Source organism: Arthrobacter sp. NPDC080086 (genome assembly GCF_040702285.1).
In genome coordinates this window covers 43,065-56,880 of record NZ_JBFBKP010000023.1, presented here as the reverse complement: position 1 = coordinate 56,880, position 13,816 = coordinate 43,065, and the positions used below count along the sequence as shown (strand labels likewise).

Here is a 13,816-nt window from a genome sequence, read left to right as displayed (position 1 = left end):
CACCACAGGGGCGGCACGATTCGGCAATTTCAACCAATCAATAAAACAATCGGTATCAACAAACTTGGCACACTATTGAGTTCTCAAACAACAGACACACCCGGCACCACCACAACCCATTCAGGATCATGACTCGCTCCGGAGCAACTTTTCAAACTTACCCGATCACCAACCGCAATGCAAACCGGCATATTCGCCGAATCCCACGCAATGGAAAGGGTCCCCACCCGAAAAACCGGCGCACAATTCCGCACCATTTTCCAGGCTGTTCAACAAGGGGGTCGGTCGCTATCTTTCCGCTTCAGCGGCGGCGACTCGAATAACTTTACACACGAACACCGGACCACACAAATCGCACCCCGGCGGGGCCCCTTGCCCTCCAGTCCCCCGGGATTCCGGGGAACTGAAGGGTTCGGGGGGGTGCCCTGACAGCCCGCCTGAGGCTACGCGACCGGTATGAGCTGCGTCACCGCGGCGTGGCCTCGGCGCCCTCCGGGGTACCCGTACCCCCGTCGCCCGGGGCACCCGTTCCCGCGTCGCCCGGGAGACCCGGGCCGGCGTCCTCCGCGGCACCCTTGCCGGCGCCCTCCGCGAAACCCGTTCTCTCGTCGCCCCTGGCCCCGGTCCCCGACTCGCCCGTCGCGCCCGGCGGCGCCGTCGTCGTTCGAGTCCTCCCGCTTCCGCCGCGTCCGCGTCGCCACAGCGGTTCCAGTTCCGCCAGGTCCGCGTCCGTGGCCGTCCCGAAGGGGGCGACGGCCGGCCCGTCGGGGGCCTTGCGCTCCTGGCCGCGGGTGGCCCAGAGGCTCGCACCGATGGAGACGGCCAGGATGGTGGCGATGACGCCCAGGGAGAGCGGTGTGGGGATGTAGTAGATGTCGATCTTAAGGAGCATCTTGATGCCCACCCACACCAGCACCAGCGCCAGGCCGATCTTCAGGTAGATGAACCGGTGGATCAGGTCGGCGAGCAGGAAGTACATGGCGCGCAGGCCCAGGATCGCGAAGGCGTTGGCGGTGAAGACCAGGAACACCTCGTCGGTGACGGCGAAAATCGCGGGGATGGAATCGACGGCGAAGATGATGTCGGTGACCTCCACCAGGGCCAGGACTGCCAGGAGCGGGGTGGCCAGCACCACACCGCTCTTCCGGACCAGGAACCTTTGCCCGTGGAATTTGTCGGTCATGGGAACGAACCGGCGGAAGAGTGCGAGCGTCCGCGACTTCTCCGGCTCCGGGTGCTGGTTTCGCTGCCGGATCATTGTGTAGCCGGTGTAGAGCAGGAACGCCGCGAACAGGTAGAGCACCCACCCGGCGCTGGCAATGATGGCCGAGCCGGCCGCGATGAAGATGCCACGGAACACCAGGGCGCCCACCACACCGAGGAACAGCACCCGGTGCTGGAACTCGCGGGGTACCGCGAAGTACGTGAAGATGATCGCCCAGATGAAAACGTTGTCCACGGCGAGGGATTTCTCGATCAGATAGCCGGCGAAGTACTGCTGGCCGAACTCGGCCCCGAACAGCTGCCACACCAATACGCCGAAGCCGACGCCGAACGCGACCCAGACGGCGGACCACAGCGACGCTTCGCGGACGCCGATCACGTGCGCCTTGCGGTGGGCGAACAGATCCACCGCCAGCATCAGGACGATCACGCCAAGGACGGCCAACCAGGCCCACAAAGGAACATTCATCGAAGAGCACCCGCTTCCAGTCAGTCACTACCAACTGGAGGTCTCTCCCGGCCCGAAGACCTGCCCGCCGGGCCGCTCAGGGGCGGCCGTACTGACGACGGAACATGTGGGGGATACTCCCCTCCGTCCAAAAATTGAAGCACACTCCCCGGGTTTCAGACAACGGTGGGATCGGCATCGGCACCGCCCGCGTTGCGCGCTCCCCGCCATCGAACTAGGGTGATTGATAAGCATGCTTAGCATGCCGTGGGATCCACCCGCCGCCCGAGCCCGGGCCGCCTGATGGCCGGGCCGCACGCACCTATCGGAGGAGAACTATGACTGACCAGTACACGTTCAGGAACCCCGTCACGGCGTATGACCAGATTGAGCCGCCGGAGCAGAGCCAGCCGGAACCCGGCCTGGACGCGAAGATGGCCCCCAAGGCCGACCTCGGCGAGGAGACCTACCGCGGCACCGGCCGGCTGGAGGGGCGCAAGGCACTCATCACCGGCGCGGACTCGGGGATCGGCGCCGCCACGGCCATCGCCTTCGCCCGCGAGGGGGCCGACGTCGTCATGTCCTACCTCCCGGAGGAGGAAGAAGACGCCGCCCGGATCGCCGACCTAATCGAGAAGGCCGGCCGCAAGGCGGTCAAGGTCCCCGGCGACCTGAAGGATTCGGCCGTCTGCCGCGAGCTGGTCGAGACGGCCGTCCGCGAGCTCGGCGGCCTGGACATCCTGGTCAACAACGCCGGCAAGCAGATGGCGCAGAAGGCCCTGGGCGACATCACCGACGTCGAGTTCGACCACACGTACAAGACCAACGTGTACGCGATGTTCTGGCTGACCAAGGAGGCGCTGCCGCACCTGCCGGCCGGCGCGACCATCATCAACTCCACCTCCATCCAGGCGTACAGCCCCTCGGAGACGCTGGTGGATTACGCCTCCACCAAGGCCGCGATCAACAACTTCACCAAGGGCCTGGCCCAGCAGCTGGCGCCCAAGGGCATCCGTGTCAACGCCGTGGCCCCGGGCCCCATCTGGACCCCGCTGCAGCCAAGCGGCGGCCAGCTCACCGAGGACCTGCCTGAGTTCGGCAAGGAGACCCCGCTGGGCCGCGCCGGCCAGCCGGCCGAGCTCGCCCCGGCCTACGTATTCCTGGCCTCCCCCGAGTCCAGCTACGTGATCGGCGAGACGCTGAACGTCAACGGCGGCATGCCGACGCCGTAACGTCCCAGCGCCAAACGCCAGTGGGCCCCTCCCGGGATTCTCCGGGTGGGGCCCACTGGCGTTCTGGGGATCAGCGCACGACGGCGGCTCCCAGGCACCCGACGGGGTTAGCGCTGCGGCGGGAGGGACTTGCTCCAGACCACGGTGCCGTTGGCGTCGCGGAGACTGACGGTGAAAACGTCGTCCGCGCCCAGGTCCACGTGGCCGAAGAACTGGCTGGTGCCGCTGCGCGGGGACTCGTTGGCGTAGGCGCCGGCCTTGAAGAACTCCACCTTCGGGCCGAAGGTACCGTCCAGGGCATTGGGCCCGAAGCTGCCGGCGTTGATCGGGCCGGCCACGAACTCCCAGAACGGGTCGAAGTCGGTGAACGCGGCCCGGTCCGGCGAGTAGTGATGCGCGGCGCAGTAGTGCACGTCGGCGGTCAGGAAGACCACGTTTTTAACCCGGTTGCGCTTGAACGCGGAGAGCACCGCGGCGAGCTCGAGCTCCTTGCCCAGCGGGGCGCCGTCGTCGTGGTTGGACAGCGATTCCTCGTTCACCGGCCCGTCCGGGACCACCAGGCCCAGCGGCAGGTCGTTGGCGATCACCTTCCAGGTGGCCTTGGAGCGGCTGACCTCGCGGATCAGCCAGTCAGTCTGCTCCTGGCCCAGGATGTGGGTCAGGTGCGTTTCCTTGCCGTCGGTGTTCGGGTCCTTGAAGCTGCGCATGTCCAGGCAGAAGATGTCCAGCTGCGGGCCGCGGGAGATCTTGCGGTAGATCCGTTCGGGTTCGAACCCGGTGCCGCCGGCGCTCACACCGGCGATCGGCTGGTATTCCTGCCAGGCCTGCCGGCCACGGGCGGCGAGGACGTCCACGCGGCGTTCGGTGTAGCGGATGTCGGTGAGGACCTGGCCGGGGTACCAGTTGTTGTGCGTCTCGTGGTCGTCCCACTGGGCGATGACGGGTACCTCGGCGTAGAGGGCGCGGATGTTCTTGTCCATCAGGTTGTAGCGGTGCCGGCCGCGGAAGTCGTTGAGCGTCTCGGCCACCTTGGAGACCTCCTCGGTGACCAGGTTGCGCCAGATCTGCCCGTCGGGTTCGGTGACCTGGGCGCTGATGGGCCCGTCCGCGTAGATGGTGTCGCCGGAGTGGATGAAGAAGTCCGGGCGGGTGGCGTGCATGGCCGCGTAGCCGCGCATCCCACCGATCTCCTCGTTGATGCCCCAGCCCTGGCCGGCGGTGTCGCCGGTCCAGACGAAGCTCTGGCCGCGGGCTTCCCGGCCGCTGGCCAGCAGCCCGGTGTCCGCCGCGGTGCTGAAGGAGCCCTGCGCGGTATCGCCGGCGAGGCCGTCAGGGTCCTCGAAGTGCATGCTGACGGCGAAGCGGGTGCCTGCGGGGAGGTGGCTGGCGTCGATCCGGGCGGTGAAGTCGGTGGCTTCGGTGGCGGCACTCCCCCGCAGCACGCGGCGGAAGGCGCGGCCGCCTCGCAGCGGGGACCCGCCGTCGTCGACCGCCAGCAGCTCCGCCACCAGGGTGCCGGGGCCGGACGCGCGGGACCAGAGGACGCCGGAGCCGGTGGTGACGTCGCCGGTGGAGATGCCGGAGGGCAGGGTCAGGCGGTTGCGGACCAGGGCGACGCCGGACGCGCTGGCGGCGGTGGCGGCTCCGGGGACGACGGCGGCGGCACCGGCGGCGGCCAGGGCACCCTTGAGGACAATGCGGCGGCTGAATTCAGTCATGCCTCCACCGTTGCCGGTCCGGATGAACCGCTGGTGGCGCCGGCGTGAACGGGGCGCGGGTGGCCTCCTCAGGGCACAAAAAAGCAGGGCCCGTCCGGAGACGGGCCCTGCTCGAACCCTAACGGTCCCGGAACTCTAAGGAATTAGAGGCCCTGGATGTTGGTTGCCTGCGGGCCCTTGGGGCCCTGCTCGACGTCAAAGGAGACCTTCTGGTTCTCTTCGAGGGAACGGAAGCCGGAGGAGTTGATCGCGGAGTAGTGCGCGAAAACGTCCTGCGAGGAGTCATCGGGGGAAATGAAGCCGAAGCCCTTTTCAGCGTTAAACCATTTGACGGTACCAGTAGCCATTATTTATGTCCTTCGTGAAGGTGGAAGGAAAATCCCGACTTTCGGGCCTTCCGGTGTGGGGTGCTCAAAACCGCTGCTTCAGAAGAACACGGACTTTCGACCGCGCGTACTGCCTGAACTACGAACTGCAAACACAACAACAAGTTCAACACTACAGGAGTTACAGGCCGCCATTTACCACATGACGCGAAGTGCCAACGCCGGGCGGCTAGGACTGGGGCTGGGTCTGCCGGGTGTCCGCGGCCGACGGCGCCGTCCCCGGCCGGGGGTTCGACGTCACGGCAGCGGGCTCGGTTGCGGCGACCGCCGCCGCGCGGTTGCCCTTGGTGATCCGCCGCTCGACGGCGCGGCCCGCGGCGACCGAGAGCCGGTGCGCGGGGCCTTCGACGTAGCGGAAGAACAGCTCGGCGACGCCGAATGACGCCGCCACGCCCAGGACGAGCCCCAGCGGGAGCGAGACGCCGCGCAACAGCGTGGCGGCGGCCAGGATGATCGGCAGGTGCACCAGGTAGAGGCTGAAGGAGACGCGGCCCAGCCACTGGGCGAGGGCGGTGTCGCCCAGCTTCTTGGCCGAGCCGGAGAGCAGGAACACTAGCACGATCAGGGTGGCGCCCACCGTGATGACGGCTTCGATGCCGGAGATGGGCGGTTCGGGGCTGATCCACTCGGCGTTGGCCAGGTAGAGCCCGACGGCGGCCAGCAACAGCCAGATCACCCGCGGCCAGGCGCTGGTCAGCTCGCGGATCCGTTCCCGTTCGGCGCCAAGGATGGAGCCAATGGCGAAGATCGGCATGTAGATCAGGGCTTCTATGTGGAAGACGCCGCCGATGACCGCCAGGCCCAGGGCGATGGCCAGCTTGAGGTGCCAGAACCGGCGCCAGCGCAGGGCGAGGAAGACGTAGAGCGGCAGCAGCAGCGAGAACGCCACCTCCCAGCGGAGCGTCCAAAGCGGGGTGTTGATGGTGCTGGCGTTGAGCAGCAGCAGGGCGTCACGGAAGACCTGGCCCGGGTCCGGGGTGGTGACGTACATGTCCGCCCACGGGCTCTGCAGCGGCGACGGGGTGCGCGGGATCAGCAGCATCAGGACGACGGCGAGCGCCAGCGCCGCCCACGCCGGAAGGTAGAGCCGCAGCAGCCGTTTGGCATAGTACGGCGCCCAGCTCCTGCCGGGAAGTGACTTGGTGAACGGCAGGATCAGGACGAAGCCGGAGAGCACGAAGAAGACGTGCACCGCGGGGGTGCCGTTCCAGAGGACGTGGAGCGGGGAGAACACTGCCCACATCTCGGAGCTGGTGAGCCGGGTAGACCGGTCGTTCGAGACGACGCGGCCGACCCACGGGAGCGTGGAGAGCGCGTGGCAGGCGACCACCACCAGGGCGGCCAGCCCGCGGAGGCCGTCCAGTTGCGTGACTCGGGTGGATCCGTGCTGGTTTGGCATCGATCCATGTTACCAGTCCGTTACATTTGGGCGGCGGGAACGCATTCTGCGATCTGCTTGATGGCGGCGAGGGTTTTCGGGATGCCGTCCAGCGCCTGCCGGGTGCGGTCGGCGATCTGGGCGTCGGCCTTGTCGCCGAATTTCTCCTTGAACATGGCGATCCCCTCCGGCAGGAATTCCCACGACTCGGTCAGGATGGTGCCGGACTCGGCCGGGGTCATCGTGAAGCCCCAGCGGACGTACTTGCCACCCACCACCCAGGCGAACTCCCTGCCGCGGTCGGCAGCTATCACCTGCGACCGCGTTTCCCACGTCCGCCCCGGAACCTCGTTGCGTCCGGTGAACCAGGCGCCGACGTCGCCGGCGCTGTCCTCGTTGTCCCACCAGCAGGTTTTGCAGACGGGGCTCCATTCGCCGGTGCGGGTGACGTCGGAGACGAGGTCGTACAGCGCCTCGGCGGAGGCGTTGACCGTGACGGATTCCTGGTGCTGGCGGGTGTTCTGAGTCATGGCTCCATCCTTGCAGACGCTTGCGATCATCTCCGCGGGCCCCGGCGGACTCCCCCGCCCTCGGCAGAAAGCCCAAGCACCCCGGGCAATCCACGGCCAGGTGTTCTCCGAATAGTTGGCATAAGCAACGGTCCGGCCACACCCCGGCGGGGCCGCCACCGCAAGTCCGAACCCAAGGAGCCCCGCATGGCAACCCCAACCCACTCCCGCACCACTGCCCGTACCACCGTCCAGAAGGCAAGCCTCGCCGTCGGCGCCGTATTCCTGCTGGTCGGCATCCTGGGCTTCGTCCCGGGCATCACCAGCAACTACGACTCCCTGCAGTTCGCCGGCCACCACTCCGAGGCCATGCTGCTGGGCCTGTTCCAGGTCTCGGCCCTGCATAACATCGTCCACCTGCTCTTCGGCGCCGCCGGCCTGCTGCTGGCCCGCACCGCCACCGGCGCCCGTTCCTTCCTGCTCTACGGCGGCATCATCTACCTGGTCCTGTTCGTGTACGGCCTGGTAGTTCCGGAAGATTCGGCCGGTGACTTCGTGCCGCTGAACAGCCTGGACAACATCCTGCACCTGGTGCTCGGTGCCGCCATGATCGCACTGGCGGTCATCCTCACCAAGGGCCGTGCCAAGGCCCGCGCCTAACAAACCGCAGAGTTCCATCGAACGCGCCCACCGGCTTCCGGTGGGCGCGTTCGTCGTTGCGAGCCTGTCCGGCGGCGTCCCGACGCCTTTCTATGGACGCCACCACCTTGGCTGGGCGGGGCTAGCCCAGCGGGGAGCCTATCCCCCGCACAGCCGCGGGCATATCCTGCAGGAAAGCCCGCTCGTGGCCCGCAGCGTCCCGGAGGTACCCATGGAAATGCCGAAAGCATCCGACGCCGACAAGGCCCGGTTCCGCTCGCTGGTGCCGGATCTCCCGGAGGTGGTCATCAAGCCGATGTTCGGGAATCTGGGGGCGTTCGTGAATGGCAACATGTTCGCCGGCCTGTTCGGCCCCACCATCGGGGTGAAGCTGTCCGAGACGGACAAAACGACGCTCGAACGCACCGAGCCGACCGTCCCGTTCGGACCTGCCGAGCGCCCCATGGGCGGCTGGACCGGGTTGCCGGAGACTTGGAGCGGCGAGGGCGACGACGCCGAGGCGCGCGCCAGGGCTTGGGTGGAAAAGTCGTTCGAGCATGTGGCCGGGCTGCCGCCCAAGGCGCCCAAGGCTCCCAGGGTTTCGAAGAAGTAGTCATGTCCTCCCCCGGCGCAGGCCCAGTCCAGGAGGTCGACACCCTGGTCATCGGCGCGGGGCAGGCCGGCCTGGCGACCAGCTACTGGCTGGGCCGGCACGGCGTCGACCATCAACTGCTGGAACGGCGCGACGCGCTGGGCGGCGCCTGGCAGGACCGCTGGGATTCGTTCTACCTGAACACCCCGAACTTTGCGTTCCTGCTGCCGGAGCTGAGCTACGACGATCCCGACCCGGATGCCTTCCTCCCGCGGGACGAGGTGATCGAGCTGTTCCGTGACTACGCCGCGCGGATCAAGGCGCCGGTCCGGCTCGGCACGGAGGTGACCCGGGTCGGCGTCGTGGACGGCCGCTTCACGGTCGAGACCAATCAGGGCGGCTGGCTCGCACGGAACGTGGTCCTCGCGAACGGAGCCTTCCAGCGTCCGCGGATCCCGGCGTCGGCCGCCACACTCCCCCGGCGCGTCCGCCAGCTGCACAGCCACGACTACCGCAACGCGCAGCAGCTTCCCGACGGCGCCGTGCTGGTGGTGGGCACCGGGCAGTCCGTCGGCCAGATCACCGAGGACCTGCTCGACGCCGGCCGGGAGGTCCACCTGTCCGTCTCTACCTGCCCCGAGGCTCCGCGGCGGTACCGCGGCCAGGATGTCTTCTACTGGATCCTGCAGCTCAACCTGCATGGCCCCGCGTTCGGCATCAACGGCCTCCAGGCGGACCAGCTGCCCTCACCGGCCGCGCGTTTTATGTGCAACCCACTGATCTCCGGAAACGGCGGCGGCCACAGCATCCACCTCCGCGGCCTTGGCCGCCGGGGCGTCCGCCTGCATGGTCGGTTTGAGGGAACGGACGACGACGGCCTCGTCTTCAGCGACGACCTCCCCGCACGCCTCGCCCTGGTGGAGACGGGGTTCCGCGAGAGGCTGGGACGGATGGTCGACGCCTACATCGCCGCGGCAGGCATCGACGCCCCGCCCGCCGAGCCCATGCCGGCGGACGACTGGCTGCCTGCGGACTCCGGGACGCGGCTGGACCTGGAGGCCGAGGGCGTCACCTCGGTCATCTGGTGCACCGGCTACGGCCTGGACTTCGGGTTCCTCGATGTGCCGGTGCTCGACGAGTGGAACTACCCGCGCCACAGCCGCGGCGTCACCGCGGTCCCGGGCCTCTACGCCGTGGGCCTGCCCTGGCTCACGAAGCACCTGTCCGCCACGCTGTCCGTGGTGGGCGACGACGCGGAGTTCGTGGCGGGGCACATCGCGGGGCGGTGACGGGGCGTGCAATCGGTGATCCCAAGCGGATGTTCTCTTGGGGGCGCAACCGTCATAGGTATTTCGACAAGACCCCCGCCAGCCTGTCTCCCGTAGTCACTAGCCACTCGACGAGTTCTTGCGACTGAGCCTCGTCCTGGAAATCGCCAGTACGGCTGATAACCAGTTTGGACGCCTTGCGGTCCGGCTTGTCGTCCCACTCGAGGGCGAAACCGAGGTCTGCTTCGATGGCAGCGCGCTGGGACAACAACCTCTGGTAGAGGTCTTTGTCATGGTTGATCCAAAAAATCGTTGTGACGAGCTTCTTCTGCGAGTTGGCCTGAAGGGAGACCACGGCACGCGAGTCTCCGATGCCGGCGTCGTACCAATTCAGCGGGGCGGGCTTGCGCCAGGTACTGATATGGGTCGCATTCGCCAAGCCGTAGTCTCGTACCCGCTCGAAGAACGCGAGCTGGGCGTCTCTTACTGACGTTCGGATTCCGCTCCCAATGTCACCCTTGGGTTTCTTGCGGCGTGCGGCGATAGCGTCGTCGTCGACGTCCAGGCCGGCGGCTTCCGCGAGTTCTTCTGCACCAATGAACTGCTCAGGATCCGCCTGGCCGTGTGCATCGAACTGGAGCCCCTCTGCCTCAAGCACGAGGCGTGGGTCATCGTTGCAGCCTGGCTTGGTCCAGCGGAAACCAGGTGAGATCGTACCGCCGCTCTGCAAGACTCGCCATGCGTTGGCCATCGGGTAGTTCGCGATAATCGCAGCCAGCGGCTGGGCCCATGTGCCGGCCACGAGCGCGACGTCGCCGTACGTAGTCCAGCGCCCTGCTGGAATCTCGGCGACGATCGCAGCTATTTGGCTGCGCAGCGCTGACGGCTCGTCGCGGACCGCGACGATACTCTCGTCCGGTCCCGGCCACAGCTCTATGATCTTCTCCGCTAGTTCAGCGCTACGGGTGTTGATCTCGTCGACGCCCCAAGTGGCGTGCGCCGCGATTGCTAGGTTCATCGACAGGCCGCTCTTAGCCAGCATCTCGCGCTTCTCTTCGAACGGTTTGTTGCTGAGCTCACTGTTGTAGCCACTCAGAGTCAAGTTTCCGAGCGTATGAACGACGCGCTCGTGTTCGTAGTCAATGTCCGCTTCTGCGCTGAAACCCGCGGCGAACGTCTTGCGCACGGAAGCCGTCATCGTTTGCGGCAACACATGCTCAATTGTCAGGTGCCTAGGGTCGACGTCGACGATCTCTTTCGGGCGGAACGCCTGTTCGAGCCACTGCAGGATGAGCTTCTTTTGCGCTCCGCGGCCCTGCCAGTAAAACGCGATCGTCTTGGCAGCCTCGCGAACCTCCATGTCGGTCGCGAAGTGTTTGCGGCCTCGGGACAGGTATTCGCGCAGCGCGACGTCGATGTGGTCTGCGTCGCTGATGGCGCTTACCGCCTGGAGTAGCGTTCGGTTCAAGTTCGCGGTGGCGCGCCCGATAACAATGCGCCGCACGAAGTAGGATTCCAGATACGTCAGCGCGCGCACAACTTCATCGTCAGCCGCGGTGCCGGCAGCACGTCGGGCGAGGATCTGCATCACCACCGGGTACGCGGTGGTCGAGCCCCAAGCTTTGATCCTGGTGAGGCGACGGCGGATCTCAGGGTGCTTCTCCCCCGCCGGCTTGAGAATCGTTGCCAGCACGTCACCCAGCTTGGCGATACGGATCACCTCCGTTTCTAGCTCGTAGACGTTCCCTAGACTCTCGAGTCGACGCTGTTGTCCGACGTAGGTATCCGACTGCTTCGCCCGCTCGTCGCGCTGAGCGAGGTCGAGCCAGAACAACAGCTCGAGATTCTCAGCATCAAGCGTCCTCTCCAATGGGAGCCAAATGTTCTCGTAGACCGTGTCTGCCCGATCACCGAGCCGCATGAACAAATAGTTCTTGAGCAGGTCGCTCTGCGTCAGGCGGAGGCCAGTGTTGTTCAGCGATTCAAAGATGCGGTGCGCGTTGTCGGAGGGCTCGGCCGTAACAACGACAAGCGCCAGACCACGCACGACAGCGGCTTCGAGCAGCTCCAGGTTTCGTGGATCGTCCGGGTCACCGGCCGCGGCAATTTTGGAGCGGAAGAACCGGTACGCAGCGCCGACTGCATCCTCGCCGCCAGCTTGTGGCGCACGATTGAGTACCGCCATATAGGCAGGCCGATCTGTCTGGGTCGGCATGACCTTGAGCGGCTTTCCGCTGTCGAAGACATTGATCAGGTACTGCGCGTCGATTCCGTTGGCGCGTTCGGAATGCCCCGCTTCGACCAGGTGATCACGGAGCGCAGCCAGAAGGAGCGTAAGCGTGGTCAGGCGCTGCTGACCGTCGACGACGAGGAACTTGTTGACGCCGATGGCGCCAAAATCAGGACTGCTCGCCAGCACGAGGGAGCCAATGAAGTGAGAAGCCTTCGGGTCGTCTCCAATGGCGCGCTCCAGCTCGACGACGTCCGTCCACAGTTGGTCGAGCTGCTTCTTCCCCCAGGAGTAAACGCGTTGATAGAGCGGAATCTGGTACTGCTTCTTGCCTTCTAGAACACCCGCAAGCGTCCCGTTCTCCGCCCGAACCACTCATGCCTCCTCTGGATCTCAGCGGTGATGGGACCGCCTGCCACCGTTACAGGGTAACCGCGAGTCTGGAGTTCCCCGTGTGGCAGACGAGCTCGAGGCCTGAAAATTCGCCCGAGACGGGCAGAGAGCCGTAGAAGCCCTACATGCGCTGGAAAATCGAGGCTTCCAGAACCCGGCGCCCAGAATCTCGACAAACTCGATCACACTCCGGCCATCGAACAATGGAATGCGCCTATGCACTAGGCCGGAAGGTTCGTGTGATTGAATCTGTCCATTGAACGGCTTAGTGAGACGCCGAAGGAAACTGTCACGGGGGTACAGGTGCCGCTGATTGCGATGTTAGACGGCGAGCGGGTCGACGCCACGACGCATGACGCGGAATCGTGGGCAGCGCTTCAGGCATCAAGAGACCGGAAGCGGCTCTTGATGCCTGTGTGCAATATCCGGGCAGTCGCGAAGACCCGCGGACAGGCCACGAGGTTTTTCGCTCACCACCGACTAACCGACTGCGCCGCTGACCACGGCGGAGAATCACCTCAGCACCTTGCCATGAAAGAAGCCATAGCCCAGGGGATCTCAGGGACACCAGGATGGCATGCCGTCATCGAGTACCCCCATCCCTCCCGCGAGTGGATTATCGACATCCTGGCAGAGTCCGACGACATGCTCCACCGCGTCGCCTTCGAAGTACAGCTCTCTTCGCAGACGCCGGCGGACTACTTCCGCCGAACTCAAAGGTACTTCGACAGCAACGTCTTCCCGGTCTGGTTGGTACCCCGGGCCCTCGAATTCAGTCACATCCAGCTGCCCGTGGTGGTCACCGGCTTCGGCAAGACCTCAGAAGTCCCCGACACTCCCGCGCAGCTCCTTGATCTAGATACAAAGCACAACTTGCCTGTGGAACACGATGGCTTGGGCGACTTCATTAGGGACCTGTTGAGTAACGGCCCACGCTGGAGATCAGGGACCCCGAAGAAACAGCAGGAGGACTGGGAGGCCGAACAGCGCCGACGCGTCGAGGAGCAGCTGGCCGAAGCTGAACGTATCGCGAGGTCCAAGGTAGCCGTTGAGAAGACGAACCTCGGTAGTATCGCCCCCGACAAAGCATTCGAACCCCACACCGTCCATACCGAATCCGGGCCCTTTGTCTGGGCGACCTTGACTGACTGCTGGAAATGCAGCCGACAGATGATGGTCTGGGAGGCAGCCAGCAGCCGCGCGGGTGAGCAGTATTCCTCGGCGGGGCCCGTCAGCGTAAAAAGCAAGGTCGGACCAACGCGATACGAAAACCACCCAGACGTCCATCAGGCGGTGAACACATGGATTACACAGTCTGGTGCGACCGTGACAAAGGCCAGAATCGAGCTGCGAAACAGTCAGGGTAGAGGAGAGCCCTACAGCGCGTTCGTGTGCCCAAATTGCAGCGCGCTCATGGGTCAAGTTTTCGTCGCGCAGATCAATGCAGAACACTGGTCCGTCATCTGCGCTCCACTGCTCCGAAGGAACTGAACGCTGGAGCAGGTAATCCGAAAAGGCTGTAACCCCCTTAGGCCGCTGGTTCTCTCTCCCAATCCGCCCCGGGCTCTCTAATCCTTTGGGAATTGCCACCCCGAGGGCCGGGACACCCGAGCTATGAGACACCAACGCGCGCTGGAAAAGAGGTCGCCGCCCACGGGCGCCCTCCACCGGAAGGGTGGCTGTGGTTGACGGCCACCAATCCAGACGCCCACAGTTGATGTCCCTGGTGTCGCAGGAGTCCGTTTGGATGGATGCAGTTACGGCTCTCGTCATCCCACGCTGCAACTTGCTATTGCCCT

General features: G+C 65.5%; 11 protein-coding genes. 5 read left to right on the top strand and 6 right to left on the bottom strand.

Annotated features, from left to right (window positions below; translation table 11 throughout):
• Positions 1–466 precede the first annotated feature (466 nt).
• Positions 467–1,693: a TerC family protein gene (locus tag AB0305_RS10355; protein WP_364138487.1), complete on the bottom strand. Its 1,227-nt coding sequence runs from the start codon at positions 1,691–1,693 to the stop codon at positions 467–469.
• Positions 1,694–2,010: 317 nt separating this feature from the next.
• Here AB0305_RS10355 and AB0305_RS10350 point away from each other — a divergent pair, with 317 nt between their 5' ends.
• Positions 2,011–2,904, top strand: a complete 894-nt coding sequence (locus AB0305_RS10350; protein WP_364138490.1) for a glucose 1-dehydrogenase — start codon at positions 2,011–2,013, stop codon at positions 2,902–2,904.
• 107 nt (positions 2,905–3,011) lie between these two features.
• Here the strand turns inward: AB0305_RS10350 and AB0305_RS10345 are convergent, their stop codons facing one another.
• The 4 genes from AB0305_RS10345 to AB0305_RS10330 form a co-directional block, all read right to left on the bottom strand.
• Complete coding sequence (locus AB0305_RS10345) at positions 3,012–4,622, bottom strand: alkaline phosphatase D family protein (RefSeq protein WP_364138493.1); 1,611 nt, start codon at positions 4,620–4,622, stop codon at positions 3,012–3,014.
• 143 nt (positions 4,623–4,765) lie between these two features.
• The gene (locus AB0305_RS10340; RefSeq protein WP_208747914.1) at positions 4,766–4,969 is read right to left on the bottom strand and encodes a cold-shock protein; all 204 of its coding nucleotides are present in this window, start codon (positions 4,967–4,969) and stop codon (positions 4,766–4,768) included.
• A gap of 208 nt (positions 4,970–5,177) precedes the next feature.
• Complete coding sequence (locus AB0305_RS10335; RefSeq protein WP_364138496.1) at positions 5,178–6,407, bottom strand: acyltransferase; 1,230 nt, start codon at positions 6,405–6,407, stop codon at positions 5,178–5,180.
• A 20-nt stretch (positions 6,408–6,427) separates the two neighbouring features.
• Positions 6,428–6,916, bottom strand: coding sequence for an SRPBCC family protein (locus AB0305_RS10330; RefSeq protein ID WP_364138499.1), 489 nt, complete (start codon positions 6,914–6,916; stop codon positions 6,428–6,430).
• Between the two features lie 186 nt (positions 6,917–7,102).
• Here AB0305_RS10330 and AB0305_RS10325 point away from each other — a divergent pair, with 186 nt between their 5' ends.
• From AB0305_RS10325 to AB0305_RS10315, 3 genes are all read left to right on the top strand, one after another.
• The gene (locus tag AB0305_RS10325; protein WP_364138502.1) at positions 7,103–7,555 is read left to right on the top strand and encodes a DUF4383 domain-containing protein; all 453 of its coding nucleotides are present in this window, start codon (positions 7,103–7,105) and stop codon (positions 7,553–7,555) included.
• Positions 7,556–7,766: 211 nt separating this feature from the next.
• Positions 7,767–8,147: a TfoX/Sxy family protein gene (locus AB0305_RS10320; RefSeq protein ID WP_364138505.1), complete on the top strand. Its 381-nt coding sequence runs from the start codon at positions 7,767–7,769 to the stop codon at positions 8,145–8,147.
• A 2-nt stretch (positions 8,148–8,149) separates the two neighbouring features.
• Positions 8,150–9,415 carry an NAD(P)/FAD-dependent oxidoreductase gene (locus AB0305_RS10315; RefSeq protein ID WP_364138508.1) on the top strand — a complete coding sequence of 422 codons (1,266 nt, stop codon included), beginning with the start codon at positions 8,150–8,152 and terminating at the stop codon, positions 9,413–9,415.
• Positions 9,416–9,467: 52 nt separating this feature from the next.
• On the opposite strand, the gene AB0305_RS10310 is transcribed toward AB0305_RS10315, so the two are convergent.
• Positions 9,468–11,999 (bottom strand): DUF4268 domain-containing protein, encoded by a 2,532-nt coding sequence (locus AB0305_RS10310; RefSeq protein WP_364138511.1) that lies wholly within the window; start codon positions 11,997–11,999, stop codon positions 9,468–9,470.
• A gap of 261 nt (positions 12,000–12,260) precedes the next feature.
• Here AB0305_RS10310 and AB0305_RS10305 point away from each other — a divergent pair, with 261 nt between their 5' ends.
• Positions 12,261–13,508, top strand: coding sequence for a competence protein CoiA family protein (locus AB0305_RS10305; RefSeq protein WP_364138514.1), 1,248 nt, complete (start codon positions 12,261–12,263; stop codon positions 13,506–13,508).
• Positions 13,509–13,816: the final 308 nt, after the last annotated feature.